16 protein-coding genes are annotated in these 21,944 nt (G+C 33.2%); 11 read left to right on the forward strand and 5 right to left on the reverse strand.

The window, feature by feature from the left end; genetic code table 11:
* Positions 1-8 precede the first annotated feature (8 nt).
* A complete protein-coding gene (locus ACFS3A_RS11600; RefSeq protein ID WP_379825620.1) occupies positions 9-461 on the reverse strand; it encodes a response regulator in 453 nt (150 codons plus the stop codon).
* A 509-nt stretch (positions 462-970) separates the two neighbouring features.
* On the opposite strand from ACFS3A_RS11600, the gene ACFS3A_RS11605 reads away from it, so the two are divergent.
* Positions 971-2,416: a glycosyltransferase gene (locus tag ACFS3A_RS11605; protein WP_379825621.1), complete on the forward strand. Its 1,446-nt coding sequence runs from the start codon at positions 971-973 to the stop codon at positions 2,414-2,416.
* Positions 2,417-2,825: 409 nt separating this feature from the next.
* On the opposite strand, the gene ACFS3A_RS11610 is transcribed toward ACFS3A_RS11605, so the two are convergent.
* Entirely contained in the window at positions 2,826-3,539 is a 714-nt protein-coding gene (locus ACFS3A_RS11610; RefSeq protein ID WP_379825622.1) for an AAA family ATPase, read from the reverse strand.
* A 214-nt stretch (positions 3,540-3,753) separates the two neighbouring features.
* Positions 3,754-4,485, reverse strand: coding sequence for a YggS family pyridoxal phosphate-dependent enzyme (locus ACFS3A_RS11615; protein WP_379825623.1), 732 nt, complete (start codon positions 4,483-4,485; stop codon positions 3,754-3,756).
* Between the two features lie 175 nt (positions 4,486-4,660).
* Here ACFS3A_RS11615 and ACFS3A_RS11620 point away from each other — a divergent pair, with 175 nt between their 5' ends.
* Positions 4,661-4,924, forward strand: coding sequence for a DUF2024 family protein (locus tag ACFS3A_RS11620; RefSeq protein ID WP_379825624.1), 264 nt, complete (start codon positions 4,661-4,663; stop codon positions 4,922-4,924).
* Between the two features lie 247 nt (positions 4,925-5,171).
* Here the strand turns inward: ACFS3A_RS11620 and pdxR are convergent, their stop codons facing one another.
* On the reverse strand, positions 5,172-6,584 hold the full coding sequence (pdxR, locus tag ACFS3A_RS11625; protein ID WP_379825847.1) for a MocR-like pyridoxine biosynthesis transcription factor PdxR: 1,413 nt from the start codon (positions 6,582-6,584) through the stop codon (positions 5,172-5,174).
* Between the two features lie 364 nt (positions 6,585-6,948).
* Here pdxR and ACFS3A_RS11630 point away from each other — a divergent pair, with 364 nt between their 5' ends.
* The 8 genes from ACFS3A_RS11630 (at position 6,949) to ACFS3A_RS11665 (ending at position 20,449) form a co-directional block, all read left to right on the forward strand.
* Entirely contained in the window at positions 6,949-7,545 is a 597-nt protein-coding gene (locus ACFS3A_RS11630) for an RNA polymerase sigma-70 factor (RefSeq protein ID WP_379825625.1), read from the forward strand.
* A 188-nt stretch (positions 7,546-7,733) separates the two neighbouring features.
* On the forward strand, positions 7,734-8,888 hold the full coding sequence (locus ACFS3A_RS11635; RefSeq protein ID WP_379825626.1) for a FecR family protein: 1,155 nt from the start codon (positions 7,734-7,736) through the stop codon (positions 8,886-8,888).
* A gap of 114 nt (positions 8,889-9,002) precedes the next feature.
* Positions 9,003-12,374: a SusC/RagA family TonB-linked outer membrane protein gene (locus ACFS3A_RS11640; RefSeq protein WP_379825627.1), complete on the forward strand. Its 3,372-nt coding sequence runs from the start codon at positions 9,003-9,005 to the stop codon at positions 12,372-12,374.
* Positions 12,375-12,384: 10 nt separating this feature from the next.
* Entirely contained in the window at positions 12,385-13,830 is a 1,446-nt protein-coding gene (locus ACFS3A_RS11645) for a RagB/SusD family nutrient uptake outer membrane protein (RefSeq protein ID WP_379825628.1), read from the forward strand.
* Positions 13,831-13,845: 15 nt separating this feature from the next.
* Positions 13,846-14,619: a DUF4843 domain-containing protein gene (locus ACFS3A_RS11650; RefSeq protein ID WP_379825629.1), complete on the forward strand. Its 774-nt coding sequence runs from the start codon at positions 13,846-13,848 to the stop codon at positions 14,617-14,619.
* A gap of 34 nt (positions 14,620-14,653) precedes the next feature.
* Positions 14,654-16,144: a PKD-like family lipoprotein gene (locus ACFS3A_RS11655; protein ID WP_379825630.1), complete on the forward strand. Its 1,491-nt coding sequence runs from the start codon at positions 14,654-14,656 to the stop codon at positions 16,142-16,144.
* 80 nt (positions 16,145-16,224) lie between these two features.
* The gene (locus tag ACFS3A_RS11660; RefSeq protein WP_379825631.1) at positions 16,225-17,613 is read left to right on the forward strand and encodes a TlpA family protein disulfide reductase; all 1,389 of its coding nucleotides are present in this window, start codon (positions 16,225-16,227) and stop codon (positions 17,611-17,613) included.
* 16 nt (positions 17,614-17,629) lie between these two features.
* Entirely contained in the window at positions 17,630-20,449 is a 2,820-nt protein-coding gene (locus ACFS3A_RS11665; protein WP_379825632.1) for a M16 family metallopeptidase, read from the forward strand.
* Positions 20,450-20,652: 203 nt separating this feature from the next.
* On the opposite strand, the gene ACFS3A_RS11670 is transcribed toward ACFS3A_RS11665, so the two are convergent.
* A complete protein-coding gene (locus ACFS3A_RS11670) occupies positions 20,653-21,111 on the reverse strand; it encodes a DUF1810 domain-containing protein (RefSeq protein ID WP_379825849.1) in 459 nt (152 codons plus the stop codon).
* 404 nt (positions 21,112-21,515) lie between these two features.
* Between ACFS3A_RS11670 and ACFS3A_RS11675 the strand changes: the two genes are divergently transcribed.
* Positions 21,516-21,875 (forward strand): hypothetical protein, encoded by a 360-nt coding sequence (locus ACFS3A_RS11675; RefSeq protein WP_317197914.1) that lies wholly within the window; start codon positions 21,516-21,518, stop codon positions 21,873-21,875.
* Positions 21,876-21,944: the final 69 nt, after the last annotated feature.

A 21,944-nucleotide genomic window follows, 5' to 3' on the forward strand; every position in this document is an offset into this window, starting at 1 on the left:
AGGCAGATTTAGGGTTGCAATATAAAATTAGCTCTTTCGGGCTGTTTGAAATTATTCTCAGATGCTGCAGTCAGTGCAATCTCTATGACCTTTTTCAATTTAGAAAAATCACCCGGTTTTCGAATGTAATAGGAAGCACCATTTTTATATAAGTTGTTGATAATCTCACTATCCAGTGAGGTCGAAAAAATAATTACCGGCAATTTCTTAAGCTTTTCATCTGCCTTAATTTCTGCCAGACATTCCAGTCCGTTTTTTTTTGGCATATTTAAATCCAGAAAAAGGACGTCCGGAAAATTAGCCGTGGTATTATTTGATTTTAAATAATCCATCAATTGCACACCATCATGAACTATAGAAAGAGGAGCATTAATTGACGTTTCGTCGAGAGCTTCTTTAAAGAAAAGGCAGTCATCTTCATCATCATCTGCCAGCAAAAGATTGTATTGCTCAGTACTCATTTTTTATTCTCTCAATTAGGGTTATATTTATTTGGTTAAATTTAACTTTTTTCCGTAAGATTTTCTCTGTTTTTGAGAAGAATGTTTTTTGAAAGATGAAAAAAACAGAAAAATCAAGCATTTTTTTTAAGAGAAATACAATTTTGTTTTTAGGACTTACGTTATTACTGTTCTTATGGTATTTGGGTAAAAATCATGATTACAGAAATCCCAATCTCTTGAAACTCCTTTAAAATACTGTTTTTCCCATTTCAAAAGTTAGATGTTTATTGTATACAGTATCCATAAAGTGTGAAATAATTACACACTATTTTTGAGTCTTGTTTTTCTAAATGGCTCTATACCAGCTTTAAACTGTATTGGCATGCCGCTTGCAAATTGTGATAATGTCAAAATCTTTGATGTGTTTGTTTTTTTATTGTTTCTCCAGGTATGAGTAACAAATAAATGAAAAAAGAAAAGATTTTACTAAAAGCCCATAATTAAGCAATCAAATAAGGAGTATAAGCATGGAAAGCGAAACATTTATCTCAGAACAATTTTATTCGAACGGAAGTTCGGCTATTAGCGAAAAATCAGTAAAAAGTTCTATTTTCGGAACTAAAGAAAAATCAAAAAAAATACACGTAGAAAGACCAACAAGTCCGTTCGGATTAGCTGTTCTTATTGGAACATTTGTGCTAATGCTGGCAGGGGTATATGCAGTATATCTTTTACAAGACGATTTTGAACAATTTCATTTTGAAAGAATCGCTTCGACTTGGGGATTACCATTTTTAATTATTACGACCATTTTGTTCTTTTATCAAACAGGGGTTTTCTTGTACAGCTCTTATTTGTATTTAAGATACAAACCAATCGAATCTGTTTCAGATGATTTATTGCCGACTTGTACGATTATCGTTCCGGCTTACAACGAAGGAAAATTAGTTTGGGATACTTTATTGAGCCTTGCAGACAGCGATTATCCGGCAGAAAAATTACAGCTTCTGGCTATTGACGATGGAAGTAAAGATGATACATGGTACTGGATGCAGGAAGCTAAAGCGAAATTAGGAGATCGTGTAACGATTTTCCAACAACCAAAAAACCAGGGAAAACGTCAGGCTTTATACAGAGGATTTAAACTGGGAACGGGAGAAATCTTTGTAACAGTTGATAGTGATTCTATTGTGAAAAAAGATACTTTAAGAAACTTGGTTAGTCCGTTTGTGGTAAACAAAAAATGCGGTGCCGTTGCAGGAAACGTTCAGGTTTTAAACAACAAATCGGCTATTTTACCAAAAATGCTGAATGTAAGTTTTGTAATGAGTTTTGAATTCCAACGTTCTGCTGAAAGCGAATTAGGATCTGTATTATGTACTCCGGGTGCTTTGGCAGCCTACAAAAGAGATGCTGTATTCAACTGTCTTCCGGAATGGATCAGCCAGACTTTTATGGGTGAGCCGTCAGATATTGGAGAAGATCGTGCTTTGACTAATATGATTTTGAAACAAGGTTTTGAAGTTAAATTCCAGAGAAATGCAGTTGTATTAACAAACGTTCCGGAAGAATACAAAGGATTATATAAAATGTTCATCAGATGGGCGAGAAGTAACGTTCGTGAAAACTTAATGATGGCAAAATACGTTTTCACAGATTTTAGAAAAGGATCAAAATTTGGAGCAAGAATGTTGTTCGCCAATCAGTTTTTCAAAATTGCAATGACGTATCCTTTTATCTTATTTATGTTTTATTTTATTGCAGTTCACCCAATATTATTCATAAGTTCAACATTTCTGGCAATTTTAATTTTCTCCAGTTTTTCAATGTTGTTCTATGCCAAAAGATACAATTTGGCTGAGTCTTTCTGGGCCTATTCATACAGTGTTTTCTACACTTTCAGTTTATTTTGGATTGCGCCTTACGCCATTGCAACAGCAAACAAAAAAGGCTGGCTGACAAGAGGCTTATAAAATTTGTACACTATATTTCTATATAAAACTCCACCCAAGAAAAAGGGGTTGTATCAATTTTGATACAACCCCTTTGTTATGTTTATATGGAAAGCATAGCTTTTCATTTTTTATGTTCAGCAATCATTCCGTAGGAATGTTTCATTGGTAAAAAAATGAAACGTTCCTACGAAACGAAAAAAAAATGAATATCAATATATTTTTTTCTACCGATGAAATGTTCCTACGGAACAATTGTCGCTGTCTATAGATGGATTGCTTTTAATGCGTTTTGATTTTTTTACCGATGAAATGTTCCTACGGAACAATTGTCGCTGTCTATAGATGGATTGTTTTTAATGCGTTTTGATTTTTTTATCGATGAAATGTTCCTACGAAACAATTGTTGCCATCTTTAGATGTTTTGTTTTTATGCATTTTGATTTAAATCTAATGATGCAATAATCTGCTTTTTCATTGTGGTATGAATATAATCCAAAGCTTCAGCATAAGAAATAGCATAATGTCTTTCGATGTTTTGATATTCTGATGGAAATCCGCTCAAAATTTTATCATAATAAACATTCAGCTGATCGTCTGCTGGCATTTCATATTTCAAACGAAGCTGAAATCTTCTAAGCAAAGCACTGTCAATGATTTCGTAATGATTGGTAGCGCAGATTAATAAACTATCGGCAGGAAAATAATCAAAAAGCTGGATAATCGTATTTACCAAACGTCGCATTTCTCCCACATCTTTATCGTCGCTGTCACGACTTTTTCCGATTTGATCAAATTCGTCTAAAAATAAAACTGCTCTTTCACGGATCGCTTTGTCAAAAATCGCTTTAAGGTTTTTAGAAGTTTCACCAATCCTGGAATCGACTATGGTGCTGAGGTTGACAATAATGATCTTTTTGTTTAGCGTATGGGCAATTGCTTTTGCTGTTGTAGTTTTCCCGCATCCGGAACTTCCGTGCAGTAAGATTTTATTATCAACTTTAAGATTATACTTTTTGAGCTCTTCAATATATTGGTGTTCTTTGATAATCTGTAACAAAGCAGATTTATTTTCGTTGCTAAAGAATAAATCGCCTAAAGCAATTTTTTCGGTATCGTTTACGGTAAGATCATTCAGGTTCATTCTATCTAACTCTTTTTAATTAAAGGCTTTCTGTTTTAATCTCGCAATCCCGATAGCTAGCGGGAGTTAAGACGCAAAGATTTTATCTAATTCTTTTTTAATCTTAAAAATAAAGTGCAAAACTTAGCATCTCTGCGCCTTTGCGTGCAAATTTCGCGTTGCTGAAACAAAAAGCTTTCTTTAAATCTGTTGTTTAATTTGGCAAAATTAAGTTTTATTCTGCAATGTTTTCATTCCAGATTTCTTTTCCCAGAAAGCGGTTTCCGAATATCGAAGTACCAATTCGAACTATATTAGAACCTTCGGCAATGGCAAGTTCCAAATCCTGAGACATTCCCATCGAAAGTTTTAAATCTTGTAAACCTTCAATTCCTTGCGAATAAATTTCATCCCGAATCGTTCTTAAAAGCCTTAAGGACGGAATCATTTTTTCTTTCTCCACATCCAATAAACCAATCGTCATTAAACCTTTAATATTTAAAGTTTCGTAAGATTTTATTTTTTTTATAAAGTCCAAAACAGAATCAGGTTCCAAGCCGAATTTACTTTCTTCATAAGAAGTATTCACCTGCACAAAAACATCCAGTTTTCTGTTTTGATTGAGAAGTTGTTTATGCAATTCATCTGCCAGATTCAAACGGTCAAGCGATTGAATGCAATTGGCATATTTCAAGACATCTTTTACTTTGTTGGTTTGAAGATGTCCAATAAAATGACGTTCAACAGGTAGGTGTTTCAACTCAGCATCTTTATCCCGTAGTTCCTGCATTTTATTTTCGCCCATTAAAGTTTCTCCCGCTTCAATTGCAATTCTGATTCGATCTGCCGGAACAGTTTTAGTAGCCAGTAAAAGCTGAACATCAGATGGATTTCGTCCCGAAACTTTACAGGCATTTTCGATGCGTTGATGCACCTTTAGTAAATTAAAAATTATCTCATTTTTCATGTTGTAAAATTAATTCTAAGCTTCAGAATTGTACTGGACCAGTATAATTCAAAAAATGAAAAAACTGGATGATTTCGCAATTTCAAAACCAATCTAAATTTGCAGAGTAAAAACTCAGTCCTGATAGTTATCGGGATAGCTACTTAGTATCTTAGAATCTTTAAAAAATAAAAAAATGAAAATAGCAGTTTGGGATACTTATGTAACCCGCAAAGACGGAAAAATTATGCACTTTGATATTTTGGTGGATGAAAATGTAAATGATGCAGAACAAGTGTATGAATACGGTAAAAAATACTTAAAAAGTGTAGCGCAGGAAGGACAGGCTTTATCGTCTAAAGAATGCCGTTTCTGCCACATTGATAAAGCACCAATCGAGGTTGAAAACCAGATTCGGGAAAATGGGTTTTCTATTATTGAAATGGAAAACTGTAATTAATGGAATACTGATAAAACGGATTCGCTATCGCGAAAACGCTGATTGACACAGATTTTAAAATCCGTTTTTTTTCCGCGTCTTTGCGGTAGCAAATCCGTAAAATCCGCATCTAATTTATTGTTTGTTTTAATTTAATCGAACACTGATAAAACGGATTCGCTATCGCGAAAACGCTGATTGACGCAGATTTTAAAATCAGTTTTTTTCGCGTCTTTGCGATAGCAAATCTGTAAAATCTGCGTCTAAATTATAAAAGCTTAGCAAGCGCCTTAATTCCTTCTTCCATTTGTTTTTCTGAAAGGGAAGCATAACCGAGACGAAAGCCTTTTATGGTTTCGCTGAAGCTAAATCTTTCCGGGCTCATAATTTGAATGCCCTGCGATTTTAGTTTTTCATAAACCTGTAAAACATTGATTTCAGAATGGGGGACAATCCAAAAAGCTAGTCCGCCTTCGGGTTTTGAAAAAGTAATTTTGTTTTGAAGATATTCTATTAAGAGACTTTCAAAATAATCCCTTTTATTTTTATAAACCAGATTAGCTTTTTTAAGATGACGTTTTATTTTACCTTCGTTGATGAGGCTTAAAACCGCTTCTTCCATAATATTATCGCCTTGGACATCAATTATTTTTCGGTGTTTGGCTATTTTCTGAATGTTTTCAAAAGAAGTTGCCAAATAACCAATACGTAACGCTGGCGCCACAATTTTACTGAAGGTTCCAATATAGATGTAATTTTTTAAAGCCGAATAACTGGAAAGCGGCAATATTGGGCGTTGTCCGAAATGAAACTCATTATCATAATCGTCTTCAATAATTGTAAATCCGTATTGATTGGATAATTCGATTAATCTTAATCTCTTTTTTAAAGACAAAGTTACGGTAGTCGGAAACTGATGATGAGGTGTTACATAAATCGCTTTTATGGTTGGATGCTTTCGCAGATATTCTTCAACCTGATTGAGATTCAGTCCGTCAGCCTCTAAATCTATAGGAAGTAATTTTGCCCGAGCATTTTCAAAAGTTTCCCAAGCAGGTTTGTAGCCAGGATTTTCAACTAACACAAAATCTCCCGATTTTAAAATGCAATGCGAAGCAAGATACATAGCCATCTGGCTGCCGCGCGTAATACAAATTTGATCTTGTGAAATGCTCATACCTCGTTTAAAATTCAGCATTTGGGCAATCGCTTTTCTGAATTCAGGATTTCCCAGTTCACTGGTGTAACCCATAATCTGCCAGCGTGATTTTCGGCTGAATAATTCTCTGTAGGCTCTCGCGAGATCATTCATTGGCGCCAATCGGCTGTCGGGAAGTCCGTCATCAAAAACTAAATAACTTTTAGATTCTTCAATAACATTTTGTTGTTCTTTTTTATTTTCAGAAAGAAGGGAAAATTTTGGAAGTGAATGGGTAACAAAAGTTCCTTTTCGGTCCACCGAGATTAGCCAGCCTTCGGCAATTAAAACGTCTAAAGCTTCCACTACAGTATTTCGATTGACTTTTAATAATTCGGCGAGTTGTCTGCTTCCAGGTAATGCATTTCCACCAATTAATTTTCCTGTTTTTACGGCATCAATTACCGCATCGGCAATTTGAAGGTAAATGGCTTTATCTGATTTTTTGTCAAGCTGAATTTCTAATGGCCAAGGACGAAGCATCTGGACTGGTTGTTTTGAGTTTAAAATAATTTCTTGGTAGTCCAAATTTAATTTTTTTACCGAATAATTCAATACTAATTCCTTGAAAAATAAAACTTATTTTATTGTTTTTTAAACTTTTACAGAATATGTCATAAGCGAGCTTGGTGTAATTTCGTGTCGTAAATAATTGATTTTTAATGTTTTAAAATATAAAGAAAAACAGCTTTAAGAATTATAAAATGTATATTCTTTAGAATCAATTGTGTTTTTAGTCACGACAGACATAATTGGTAAATATTTTAGACACTATTATGCTGAATCTTAACGGGTTCGAAATATTGGCAAATTCCGTGACTTTATACTTATTTAAAATTGAAGTAAATTGTTAGAACAGGACCTAAATCAAGATATTCTTATACTTAATCGTCTGAAAAATAGTGATGAATCTGCTTTGACAGAATTGTATACTAATTTCTGGCAACCTTTATTTATGGCTTCCTACAATGTTTTAAAAGATAAAGAATTAAGTGAAGACGTTATTCAGGACGTTTTTATGAATATTTGGCACAATCGCGAAAAACTGGAAATTCATACTTCGCTGAAAAGTTATTTGTATGCTTGTGCCCGATATCAGGTTTTTAATCAAATCAAAAAGAACAAGGACAAAATTCGCGTTGCACTTTTTGAAGATTTGAATACCCGTTTTCAAAATACCACTCCCGAGACCCAATTGATGCATGACGAATTGGTCCAGCATATTAATATGGTTGTAAACAATCTTCCTGAAAAATGTCAATTGGTCTACAAACTGAGCCGAGAAGAACAGCTTAGCCACAAAGAAATTGCCGAACGTTTGAATATTTCTGCAAAAACAGTCGAAAATCATATTACGAAAGCACTTCATGCCATTCGTTTAGCAATGGGAACCAGTACTAGTGTGGCAATGGTTTTATGGCTTTCCAAAAATCTTTTTAAGTAAGATTACTCTTTTACACGCCTTTAAATTAATAGAAGAAAAAGCCTGTTATTCTTAAGAATAGCAGGCTTTACATATTATTTTTTAATTCTCTCAAAAATAAAAATAAAAAAAAGCGCCATCTCGACTAGGGGATAAGAGGTGTTTTTTACACTTACTTAAAATAGCCCCCAATTAACGAACAAGACAAAATGAAAAAAGACAAATTTTTGGTATTGCTGCAAAGATTTAATTCTGGTGAAACCAATAGCAAAGAGTATAAAAAATTATTGAATTATTATGAAAGTTTTCAAACAGATGCAGAATGGGATGAATCATTAGGTTCAAAAGAGGAGCTGGAAAACAGAATGCTGTTAAGACTTCAAGAGAGTTTAAATGCTGAAGAAGTTAAAGTTATATCGTTCAAGCCATTTTATTCTAGAACTATTTTCAAAATTACCGCTGCAGCGGCTGTGGTGTTATTGATTTCTATTGCTTCGCTATTTAAAAACGAAACTCTAAAAAGGGATATACCAGAGACTTTACCAGCTGTAGCAGTCCAAAACATTTCAATAGGAAGCGACAAAGCGACATTGACTTTAGAAGACGGATCTGTTGTAGCCCTTGAAAAAGGAAAAGCCTATAGCAAAGGAAATGTTTCGAGCAATGGAGAAAAACTGGTTTATGATGCAAAAAATAAATCGGAGAAAATAGCCAACAACATATTGACAATACCAAGAGGCGGTCAGTTTTTTGTGCAATTGGCAGACAGTACAAAAGTTTGGCTGAACTCTGAATCGCAATTAAAATATCCAGTTGCTTTTACTGACGGACAGACAAGACAAGTAGAATTAATTTATGGAGAAGCTTATTTTGAAGTGTCGCCAAGCACTAAACATAAAGGAGCAAAATTTAATGTTAAAACGCAAATGCAGCAAGTTGAAGTTCTGGGAACAGAATTTAATATTAAAGCTTATAAAGACGAAAATACCATTTATACCACTCTTGTAAAAGGAAAAGTAGCCATAGGCAATGCAAAAACAAAAGAATTCCTGATGCCAAATGAACAATCAGTAATTAGGAAAGATAATACAGATATTCTCATTTCAAAAGTAGATGTCGATAATGTGATTTCATGGCGAAAAGGACTTTTTGTTTTCAAAGGAATGCCATTAAAAGAAATCGCAAAAGTATTATCAAGATGGTATGATGCCGATATTGTTTTTGCGAATCCAGAACTAGGAAATGTAAAGTTTAACGGAGTTTTAAATAAAAACCAGAAACTCGAAGAAATAGTAGCCACAATCAAGAACAGTAATTTTATTAATGCCTATGAAATAAAAGACAAAACCATAACCATTAAGTAAAAAAGAAAAGGGAATAAAGTTTAGACCTCTCACCGTACTGCACTTTATCCCTTTTGCAATGCGAGCCTATTAATTAATTCTAAAAAATTAACCAACCAACTAACATGTAAATCTATGAAATTTAAATTAACCGACGTTCTTTTCTATTTTAGAAAAAGACTAATTATTACCATTATGAGAACCTTTATCTTCTTGTTCTGCACTACAATTTTTGGTTTTTCGCCTGCTAGTGTTTTTTCTCAAAACTCAAAAATTGTAATTCCTGCCGATAAAATGGTCACTGTTGACGAAGTCTTTGATATGATTAAGCAACAGACTAACTATACTTTTATTTATCAGGAAGATTTATTTAAGCAGCTTCCCAAAGTGCATTTAAAAAAGGGAACTATAAGAGTAGATGATTTGTTGAAATCAAGTTTTCCTGTAAAAGATTTTGATTACAGTTTTACTTCCAATAATACTATTGTGGTAAAACAAAAAGCGGCAATAATCGAACAGTCAAAATCTATAGAAATAAAAGGAGTAGTAACCAATGAGAAAAAAGAACCTCTGCCTGGAGTTAATATAATTGTTAAAGGAACAAAACTCGCAGTGCAAACAGACTTTGATGGTAAATATACTGTTACAGCTCCAGATGACGCAACGCTACTGTTTACCTTTATTGGTTATAAGGCTGAAATAGTAGAAATTAAGTCTAGAAAAGTAATAAATATAACGTTAACAGAAGAAACTAGAGAGTTAACCGGTGTTACAATCAATACAGGAGTTACTGTACGTAAAAAGGAATTGATTACGGGATCAGTTTCAACCTTTAGAGGGGAAGAATTAAGACAGATTTCTACACAAAATGTGGTGCAGGCTTTAAAAACTTTAGATCCTTCTTTTATTGTTTTGAACAATAATATTGCAGGGTCTAATCCAAATGTATTACCCGTAATTGAGGTAAGAGGGCAAACAAGTTTATCCGTTAATCAGGTAGATGATCAATTTAAAGAAGATCCAAACCAGCCCTTGTTTATTTTGGACGGATTTCCAACTACTTTACAGCAGATTGTTGATTTAGATGTTAATAGAATTGCGAGCGTTACTTTGCTTAAGGATGCGGCTTCTACAGCATTGTACGGTTCACGTTCAGCAAACGGAGTTGTTGTTGTTGAGACCAATAAACCAGTTCCTGGACAGCTACAATTTTCTTATGTTTATAATTCCTCTTTTGAATTTGCAGATTTGAGTGTTTATAATTTAATGAATGCAGAGCAAAAACTAGAATTTGAAAGAATTTCGGGAGCTTATACTCCAAAACGTGACACTCCTTTTAAAGATGTTTATAAATGGGATGAAGTTTATAACCAGCGTTTGGCTGCAGTACGTCGTGGTGTTAATACCTATTGGTTAAACGAACCTATACAAATGGGATTAACATCTGGACACAGTTTGACTATTGGCGGAGGATCAGAAGAACTTCGATTTAATTTGGCTGGAAATTACAAAACTGTTTCAGGAACAATGAAAGGTGCTGAACATAACACTTGGGGTTACAGTGCCAATATAACATATAAACGTAAAAAATTAAGCATCAATAATAATCTATTGGTTTCAGGAGCTGACAATCGAGAATCTCCTTATGGTGATTTTGCTACTTGGGCAAAGTTGAGTCCATACTATGAAAAATATAATCAAAATGGTGTGGCAACTCGCTATTTAGATGGGACTTCAATACCATTGCCACCAGATGAATTGGTTATTAATCAGCCATTAAACCCTCTGTACAATGTGAGATTAAATAGTTATAACAAAAGCGGTGAATTTAATTTTACCAACAACTTTACACTTAATTATGATTTCAATCCACATATAAAAACAACTGCAGCAGTTTCTGTTACAAGAATTGACAGAGAGAAAACAGAATTTATTTCGCCGGATGATACGCAATATATATTAGATATTCCATCTGAGAAAGGAAAATATAAAAGAAGAGATTATTTGACTAATAAATGGAATGCGAACATTGGAGGTACATATTCAAATGTTTTTAATAATGTTCATTCTGTAAATTATACAATACGAGCTTCGGCATACGAAACAAATTATGATGCTTACGGCTCTATCTTAAGAGGATTCCCTTTAGGAGTTCCAGGAAAACCGTCTTTTGCTTTTGGATTTGAAAAAAATTCACAGCCGTATGTCGATAATGAATTAGTTAGAAGTGTTGATTTGACTAATCAGATTAACTATGCTTATGACAGAAAATATTTGTTTGATTTTACTCAGACAATTTCAGGAGCGACAAACTTTGGGACAAATAAAAAATATTCACCTTATTGGGGTGTTGGTGTGGGTTGGAACATCAATAACGAATTTAAAATGGATCAAGATATTGTAAACATTTTTAAGATTCGTGCCAATTTTGGACAAACAGGAAATCAAAACTTGATTGGATATGCATCGCATGATGTTTATGCATACGATCCTAATACTAATATTTTTGGAGCAGGATTAAACATTGTCCAATTATCAAATGCTGATTTGAAGCCTCAAAAAACAGAAGATTTATCTTTAGGATTAGACTTGGCAATGTTTAGAAATAGACTTACAATGACTTTAGGGGCTTATAAACGCCAGACATCACCACAAATTGTTGCCATAGATCTTGCTGCTTCTACTGGAGTAAATGCTTATCCGTTAAATGTTGGTTACATCACTACCCGAGGTTTAGAACTTAAAGCAAATTATAATATCATCAGTAACTTAAGAGAGAACATTATTTGGGGTATCGGATTAACAGCAACGACAAATGAAAATAAATTAGGAGGGTTTAATAATGCACTGGCTTCTTTAAATGATGCTGCTGAACAAACATCCAGCCTTTCCAGATATTATGATGGAGCAAGTACAAATGATCTTTGGGCAGTGCCTTCATTAGGAATTGACCCTGGAACAGGACAAGAAATTTTCTTAAAGAAAAATGGAGAAACCACTTTTGTATTAGATAAAAAGGATGAGGTTGTAATGGGTAATTCCAGAGAAAAAGCAACTGGAGTTATTTCTACCAACTTAATGTATAAAGGTTTCAGTTTTGGATTATTTGTACGATACAGTTATGGTGCAGATAGATTTAATACGGCATTGTACAGCAAAGTAGAAAATATCAATTCAGATAATATTTTTGAAAATCAGGATGCAAGAGCATTTTTAGATCGTTGGACTACACCAGGTCAAATGGCTCAGTTTAAGGCAATCAGTTTGACAAGTGTAACTCCTATTTCATCCCGTTTTATTCAAAAAGATAATTATATAGCTGGAGAATCTCTTCGTATAGGATACAGAGTGACTAACAGAGAATGGCTGAAGAAATCAGGAATGGCTGGATTAGGATTTAATGCGTATGCCAATGATTTTTTCAAAGTTTCGACTATGAAAACCGAACGAGGAATCAGCTATCCTTTTTCAAGAATTTTTTCTCTAAGTCTAAACGTAACATTTTAATACCATTATTATGAATCAGTATTTAAATAAAATTGCATTATCAATCCTGATCGCGTTTTCGGCAGTAAGCTGCAGTGATTTTTTGGATGTGGTGCCTCAGAATAAAATTTTAGAATCTCAAATATTTAAAGATGAAACTGGAATGCAGAATGTGCATAACGGACTTTATGTGATGCTTGCATCTGATGAGCTTTATGGTAGACAGCTTACAATGGATGCAGTAGATATTTTAGGCCAACAATACTATATGCCGGCTTCTCATACGAAAACAAAAATGGCTTCATACGCTTACGCTGAAGCCAATCCAAAAGGAGTTTTTACAAACATTTGGCAAAAAGCTTTTACCACAATTTTGTCAGCCAATAAATTTTTAGAAAGTTTGGACAAACATAATGGAATTGTCTCTCAGGAAAAAGCAAATCTTTTAAAAGGTGAAGCAATTGCAATACGAGCCATGCTGCATTTTGATATGCTACGATTATACGGCCCAATTTATAAAGTAGATCCTTCTATGCCTTCAATACCTTATTATGATGCACCTAAAACTTCAAATAATCCAATTTTGTCAGCAAAAGATGCGATGAGCAAGATATTGGCAGACATTGATACAGCATTGACACTGTTACAAAAAGATCCAATCCTCACAACAGGAAAGTACAAAGCCACAACAGCCTATGATGCAAATCCGTATTATTCTCAAAATAGAGGTATGAGAATGAATTATCTTGCAGTAAAATGTTTAAAAGCGCGTGTACTTTTATACGCTGGAGATAAAACAGGAGCTTCAACAGTTGCAAATGAAGTGATTACCTTTACAAAATCGACAACATTTTTTCCTTGGACAACATTTTTAGATGCTACGAATTCTGCAAATCCTGACAGAATTTTTTCTTCAGAGAACTTTTTCGCTTTAAGCGATTACACTTTGTATAAAACACAAGAAGATTTGTTTGATTCTAAGTTAAAAGATGCGACGATTTATGCTCCATTATTGAGCAGATTAACTTCAGTTTTTGAGTCGAATGATAATGATTACCGAAGTCTGCCGAGCTGGAAAATTCCTCTTGTAGGAGGGAAAACTCAAAGAACATTCTTTAAATATGCAGATGTAGCAGATAACAAAATGGTTTTTCGAATGCAGATTCCAATGTTCAAGCTCTCAGAAATGTATTTAATTGCAGCCGAAACTGCAACAGTACCTGCAAATGGTATCACATTACTGAATACACTTCGTTACAACAGAGGTTTAACAAATCTAGCTGCTACAGCTGATTTGTCAACGGAAGTCACAAAGGAATATAGGAAAGAATTTATGGGAGAAGGGCAGCTTTTCTTTTATTACAAAAGAAATAATACCACTACAATTCCAAATGGTTCATCATCTTCTGGAAATATTACAATGGGAGCTCTTCAATATGTTGTGCCTTTGCCAGATGCCGAAATTAACTTTCAATAATTTAAAAAGATAAACATGAAAAAAATATTGATTTTAAGCTTTGCATTTTTATTCTTTTTAGGATTTACTTCATGCAACCAAGACGAAATAGAAACTTATCAAAATACAGATAATATTTATTTTTCGCTTTCTGTTTTTCCAACTCTGATAAACGGGTCACTAATTACGACTGATAGTACAGGATTTAGTTTTGCACTAGATAAACCAGCAATAGTAGATCGTATTTACAAAATTCCTATTAGAGTACAAGGAAAGTTAAGTGATGTCGACAGAAAAGTAAAAGTTGCAATCGATTCAAAAAGCACAGCTATAGAAGGAACTCATTTTAAGCTTCCAGATAATATTGTTATAGGTGCCGGAAAAGCTGTAGATACAATTGAGGTAAAAGTGTACAGAACTGCTGATATGAAAACGAATAGCTTTTTGCTGATTTTAAATTTGGAAGAAAACGAATCGTTTGCTACTAATATGAAAAGCAAGGTAATAAATCCGCTTACCAATAAAAACATGAGTTATATTTCATACAAATTAACATTTGATGATAAATTATCACAGCCACCAGGATGGTTTGCCAGCTTTTTAGGAGTTTTTACGGCGAAGAAATTTTTCTTAATGTGTGATTTAATGCATTTAGATCCGGCTATGTTTAATCAGAAACTCGGATCTCCTGGATTGTCAGTTGCGGATATTCAATATTATCAAAATTTTATGAAACGTTATCTGGCAGATCAAAAAGCACAAGGAAATATTATTTATGAAGTGGATGGAAAAGAAATGATCTTTCCATAAAGCGCATTTATTTTAAACTAAAAAATAGAACAAGATGTTAAAAAAAATAAAAATTCATTTAACCCTTTCCGTATTGATTATTTTGGTTTCCAGTTGTGCCAATGATGAAGGAAATTACAATTATAATAAAATCAACGAAATCAACGTAACGGGAATAGAAGAATCATATACCGCTTATACGGGTGATAAACTTAAAATTACACCAAATTTAAATGCGACCTTAGATGACAATACAGATCCTGACCGCTATACGTACGAATGGGTGGCTATCAATCCAATAAAACTTGTAGCAGACTCTAAATTCGTTATAGGTACAAACAAAGATTTTGATGCTGAATTAAAGTTACCACCTGCAAAATACAACGTTTATTATTTTGTAAAAGACAAAGTTACCGGAATCACCTGGAAGCATGTGCCATTTACTTTAAATGTTGTTTCTTCTACTTATGAGGGGTGGATGATTATTGGTGATGCTAACGGAAAACCACGCCTTGATATGATATCGATTCTCCCTGGCGTATCAACGACACGTATTATTACAGATGTATTAGATATTGCAGGTTCAGCTCTTAAATTAACAGGAAAAGCAGTAGATGTAGAATGTTTTGATCAGCCCATATTTTCGCCATTAGTTTATGGAATTTATGTAACCACAACAGAAAACGGAACGGCGAGATTAGATCCGGAGTCTTTTGGATGGACACAATCACAAAATTTAGCATATGAAACCTTAGGAGGATCGCTGCCTACAAATTTTGGAGTCGATTTTATGAAATCTACTGGAAGCGGAGAAAATCTGATTTATAGTAAAGGCGATATTTATTATTTTTTTAGAGCATTACAAATAAAATATGGTCTGCCTCAAAATAAATTAGAAACAGAAACTAAAACTTTTTATGCGGCACCATTTATAGCAGAGAATGGAAGTTCGCTTGGAACACCAGTGTTTTATGATCAAACAGCCAGACGTTTTGTAAGATACACGACTTCAAAAGGAAGTTGTTCACCAATGCCTCCTGTTACTGGTTCAGACAACACTTTAGATTGGAATAATACCAATTCTGATTTGATTTATATGACCACTTCTGCTTTCAATCAAAATGAGAACTTTGCAGTTCTGAAAAACCTAACTACTGGAAAATTTAATTTGCTTCGTTTCAATAGATCTTTGGTACAAGTGTATTACAAAGAAATTTTGAACGCGCCTGATTTTGATAAAGCAACAAAATTTGCAGTCAGTCCAGATTCAGGATATTTATTTTATGCAGTTGGAAGCAAATTATATGAGTATGATAACGGAACCCAAACAGCTAAATTGATGCTAGATAAAGGTGCTGAGGAAATTACTTATATAAATTTTAATCCAAGGGCTGCAAATAAATCCAAATATTTGATTGTTGGAAGTTATGGAACTACCGGAAAGTTAGAATTATATCAAGTTCCTCCAGTAAATGGCAATTTAATTTTATTAAATAAATACGAAGGTTTGTGCAAAATTGTTGATGTTGCTTATAGAGAGAGATAATCAGTACATAAAAAAGACGAATGGATATTCAAAATTCATTCGTCTTTAAAATAAAGAATAATCAAAAAATAAACAATATTATGAAAAAACAGAGTCTATATTTCATTTTAGTAATTTTCCTGATGACCCAATTAGGATTTGCTGAAGTTACAACAGACTACGCTTTAATAAATGGAACCATTTCGATTCCTGAAACTTCAATTAAAGAAATAACTATTTATAAAGCCGAAGAGGGAAAACCATTAGTAGCCGCAACCGTAAAAACAAGCGAAAAGGGGGAATTTGGTTTTATGCTTCCTATTACAAAGCCAGGGTTTTATTATATTGACTATGGACAGTACAAAAGGAGAGGGCAGTTAATTCGTTTGTATTTAGAGCCTAAGCTAGATATTAGCATTGCTATTACTGAGGATAAATATGTTTTGACGGGTAAAAACATTGGACAAAATGTGTTAGTTCAAAAAGCAAATGAAATTTATAATGATTTTGCGGCTTTCAATATTTTGGGTAAAAACATAACTTATAAAGATTTTTATCCTTTTATTGATGGTGGTTTGGCAAAAGCTGAAACCTTCAAAAAAACAATTAACACAAAAGACCAGTCTTTTAATAAATTATTAAAATTAGCCGTTGCGACAGATGTTGAAGATCAGAGTTATGTGTTTTTTATGATGCCTAGATCAATGCATCCCGAAAAAGACAACCGCCCAGCAGTAATGAAACAATGGAAAACAGATATAAAATTTTCAGACCCAGATCTTTTAAAACTAGCGAATGGAGTTAGCTTTATGGGAGATTATTTTATGTACATGAAAATGTTTGGAGATAAGGAAATAGATCGTTTAGATCATCTCCCAGAAGCTATAAAAGGAATTTCAGATCCAGCTTTAAAAGATGTTTATCTTCGTGATGGTCTTGAAAAATCTCGCTTAAAACTTGAAGAATACGAAAAAATAGCCCCAAAAATAAGACCCTATTTAATCTCCGATGCCAGTAAGGCTTTTTTAGTAGATTATGAAAAAGGTCTTCATAAAGATGTGGGACAAAAGGGTGTAGATTTTTCTTATAATGACATTAATGATAAACCAGTTGCATTTTCAGATTTTAGAGGTAAATACGTGTACATCGATTTGTGGGCAACTTGGTGCGGTCCTTGTAAAGCCGAAATTCCACATATGAAAAAACTGGAAGAAGATTACCATAGTAAAAACATTGCCTTTATTAGTCTTTCGCTGGATAGAGCCAAAGATCTTCAAAAATGGAAAGACTTTGTAAAAAAAGAAGACTTAAAAGGTATTCAGTTAATGGCAGACAAAGATTTTGAGTCTGACATTGCTAAAAATTATGATGTAAGATCAATACCTAGATTTTTATTATTTGATAAAGAAGGAAAAATTATAAATATAGATGCAATGCGTCCTTCTGAGCCTGAATTGAGAGTTGAATTAGATAAATTATTAAAAGTATAATTACATAAAAAAACAGATGTTTTACAAACCAAAATCGTTACTAGCTTTTTTACTTTTAATTGGATGCACTTTTTTAAACCATGCACAAAGTTTTAAAGCAAATGATCCAATAGCCGTCAACCAAACCATAAAAAAAGGGGTTTTGTCTAATGGTATGACCTATTATATTTATCCAACAACGGTCAATAAAAACACGGCGAGTTATTATATCATTCAAAATGTAGGATCGATTTTAGAGAACGACCAACAAAAAGGACTGGCACATTTTCTGGAACATATGGCTTTTAACGGAACCAAAAATTTTGAAGGAAAAGGAATCCTCAACACGATGCAAAAACAAGGTGCCGTTTTTGGAAAAAATATAAATGCCTATACCAGTATGGATGAAACCGTTTATAATCTAGACAACATTCCATCAAAAGAAGATAGTGTTATAGATACCTGTCTATTGGTTTTACATGATTGGTCTGGCTTTCTGTCTTTAACAAATGAAGAAATAGATGCAGAACGTGGTGTAATTAACGAAGAGTGGAGAACGAGACAAGATGCCAGAATGCGTATATTGAACCAAATGGGACCTTTTGTTTATAACAATTCATTATATGCAGACCGTATGCCAATTGGAGATATGGATATTGTGAAAAATTTTAAATATCAGGCCCTAAAAGATTTCTATAAGGATTGGTATCGACCAGATTTACAGGCAATCGCCATTGTTGGAGATGTTAATACAAATGAAATTGAAGCGAAAATCAAAAAGCTTTTTGCGAATATTCCGATGCCTAAAAATCCAAAGAGGCGTTTTGAAATTGCTATTCCAGATAACAATGCTCCAACTTTTAAATTGGCTTTAGACAAAGAGATTTCGTCTACGAGTATCAATTATATGATTCGTCATACAGCCGAAAAGCCAACCGGAACTTTTACTGATTTAGAGAAATCTACACAACGCGACATTGCTTTTTCATTGATCAATAATCGATTGGCTGAAATGGGACAAAAGCAGGAATGCCCTTTTAAAGGTGCTCAAATAGGCTTTCAAAACTTTAGCCGTTTAAATGATATTTTATTTATAGGAATTGCTCCTAAACCAAATAAACAGCAAGAAGCTTTTACAACTGTAATGAAGGAATGGGTGCGCGCTTACAAATTTGGTTTTTCAAAAGGCGAAATAGAAAGAGCAGTAGCTGAAAATATTTCAAGTTACGAAAATTATCTGGAAAAGATAAATGAAATTCCGCATAAGAGAATTATTTCAATGGTAAAAGACGATTACCTGAAACACGAAGTAATCAGCGATCCAAAAGCGGAGTTTGAAATGGTTAAAGAAATGTTACAAAAGCTGGATTCAAAAACACTGCAGGAGCAGTTAAGTAAATTATATACACCGCAAAATCGTGTCGTAACAGTCACTGGAGTTGAAAACGAAAATAATCTGAATCAGGATCAAGCTTTTGATATTATAGAAAAAGCAGAGAATGATGCTTCGTTACAGCCCTATGTAGATACTTTTGTTTCTAAATCACTTATGGATGGTACTGTTTTAAAACCTGGAAAAATTGTGTCGGAAAAAGAAGTGAAAGAAATCGGTGCTACAACTTATATATTGAGTAATGGCGTAAAAGTGCATTACAAATTTGCGGATAAAAATAAAAAAACAGTCAGTTTATATGCTGATAGTTATGGTGGAACTTCGCTATATGAAAAGAAAGATATTCCGTCAGCCCATCGTTTTTCAGAACTTGCTTTAATGTCGGGTGTTGGGGCATTTTCAGATACAGAGTTAGATAAAATGTTGAAAGGGAAACAGGCTAATTGCATAATGTACATTACAGCTATTTCTGAAAATGTTTCTGCGTCAGCTAATGTAAAAGATATCGAAACAATGATGCAGTTGCTTTATTTACGTTTTGAAAAACCAAGATTTGATAAAGAGCAGTTTGCTTTATTGAAAGAAAGGCTTCAAAACAATTTTAAAAATAGAGAAAAAGATATTAATTCAATAATGAACGATAGTTTATCTGTGGCTGTTTATGGAAAAAACAATTCCAAAGTATATCCTACAAATCAGCAATATATTGACGGTTTGTCTTTTGATAAAATGAAAGCAATCTATGAAGATCGTTTTGCTGATGTTTCAAATTTTGAATTTAATATTGTTGGAGATGTGGCACCTGAGGTTTTAAAACCACTATTAGAGAAATATATTGCTAGTATTAAAGGTATTAAACGTAAAGAAACATTTAAAGATTCAAAAGCTAAATGGATTTCCAGTAAAATAAACAAAGAAATTTTTATCAAAATGGAAACTCCGAAAAGCACTGTAAAAATAAGCTACACTAAAGATTATGCCTACACTGAAAAGAATAAAATTTTGGCCTCTTTTCTAGGTGATATTTTGACTTTAAGATATACAGAAAGTCTCCGGGAAAAAGAAGGCGGAACTTATGGTACACGTGTACAATGTGTTTCTACAAAATACCCAGTTCCAACAGCCATACTTTTCATTTCATTTGACTGTGATGCAAATCGGGTTGATCAATTACTACCAATTGTTTATCAGGAAATTGATGAAATTAAAAAAGGAGAAATTGTATCTGAAGATTTGGAGAAAACTAGAACGAATTATTTAAAGACCAAAGCTGACAGCAAAAATTTTAATAAATACACAAGTGATCTGCTTTACAATTATTTTAGAGAAAACTACAATATGGATGACCCTAAAAATTATGAAGATATTGTAAAATCTATTACAGTAAAAGACATTCAGGATTTTGCGAATTCGTTTTTAAACAAAGCTGATTCGTATGAAATCGTTTTTAAACCTTTAAAATAGATTTTAGATAAGTTTTCCTAAAGAGGTTGATTTTTATGTCTCTACAGATTTATTATTTTGAGTTATGAAGCAAATGTAATTTTAATAGAGAATTTTCAGAGGGTTGTTTTTTGCTATTCAGCCCTCTTTTTTAGAGCATCAAATAGAAATGCATAAAAAAAGGGAACAGTTTTTAAGCCGTTCCCTTTCTTGTTCTAAGAGTATTAAGAAAGTACTGTCTCTGGCAGGACAACAGTTTTTTGAGTAAAGTTTAAAGTCATCTGATCCAAATGGCCAAAGAAAAAAGTATCCAGAACTTCCTGAAATACCGGATGTGAATTTTCTACCTGAACAAATAAACTCATTGATGAATGTAGTTTTCGAGCGTCTAATTCGCCTAAAATTCCTTCGGCAGATTTCTTTTTGAAAGTTAGGAGTAATTTAGAAATTTCAATTAAATGTTTTGCCAAAACCGGATGATTTAAAAATTCAGTTGCTTCTTTCAAATCGGCAACAGCATAATAATCAGAAAGTGTACTTTTTCCTAATCCTTGTATCTGCGGAAAAATAAACCACATCCAGTTGGTTTCTTTTTTACCTTTTTTGATTTCAGAATAGGCTGTTAAGTACAGTTTGTTTTGAGCATCTAAAAAACGGGTCAAATCATTTTTTGCATAAATCATATTGAGATCATCTATTAAATGGTTTGTAAATCGGGTTTCTGTTTCAGGTAACACTTCTCTTAAATTTCGGTATTAAACTTCGTCGAATTTTCGATATCCAAAAATAGAATCTACTCTTCTATGCGAGTTATAGAATTATCATCTGTTCTTATATAATTTCGACAAAAGTGGTGTGTAAGAATACCTTGTTAATTTCTTTGTAAAGTTTTGAATGATTCTAAATTCTAATGTTATTTTAATGTTCTAAAAAAAAAATGGCTCTAACTTGCGCGCTCAGAAAAATCAAGATAATTGCCTTAATTCATTGGAGTTTGGAATTCAATTTCACTGATTTAATTTAAATTTTCGCCTTTTAGAGTATGTTGAATAAAATTAAAAATAGCTTTTTATGTAAATGCCTTCAGGTGTTACTAGTCGGCTATTTTTTAATTAGCAGTTTAAACATCTCGAATGGTGTTAGCCGAATCATCAACGCTAATGCAGAAACCTATACCGTTAAAGGAATTACCTGTAATTTTCTGAAAAAAATATTCAAATGTGATGGTATTCCGGAAGAACTGGACGACTACAAAACAAAAGATACCAAAACGGCCAAACTAGGAAAAGGAATCCCGGCAATGGAATATTTGATTTCTGCTGAATCATTAATGCCTAACCTGTATTTTCTAATCGAACAGAAAGGGAAAAAATATATTGATAATACAAACTTCTCATTTGGTTTTCATGGTAAAATAGATATACCGCCTCCTCGGGTGAACTCATAAATACTTGTTTTTTTAGGGATAAGAAGAAAAAATCTTAATCTCGAATGCGGTTTTTGCCGTATATTTATT

Source organism: Flavobacterium notoginsengisoli, from assembly GCF_042686225.1.
GTDB classification, from domain to species: Bacteria; Bacteroidota; Bacteroidia; order Flavobacteriales; family Flavobacteriaceae; genus Flavobacterium; species Flavobacterium notoginsengisoli.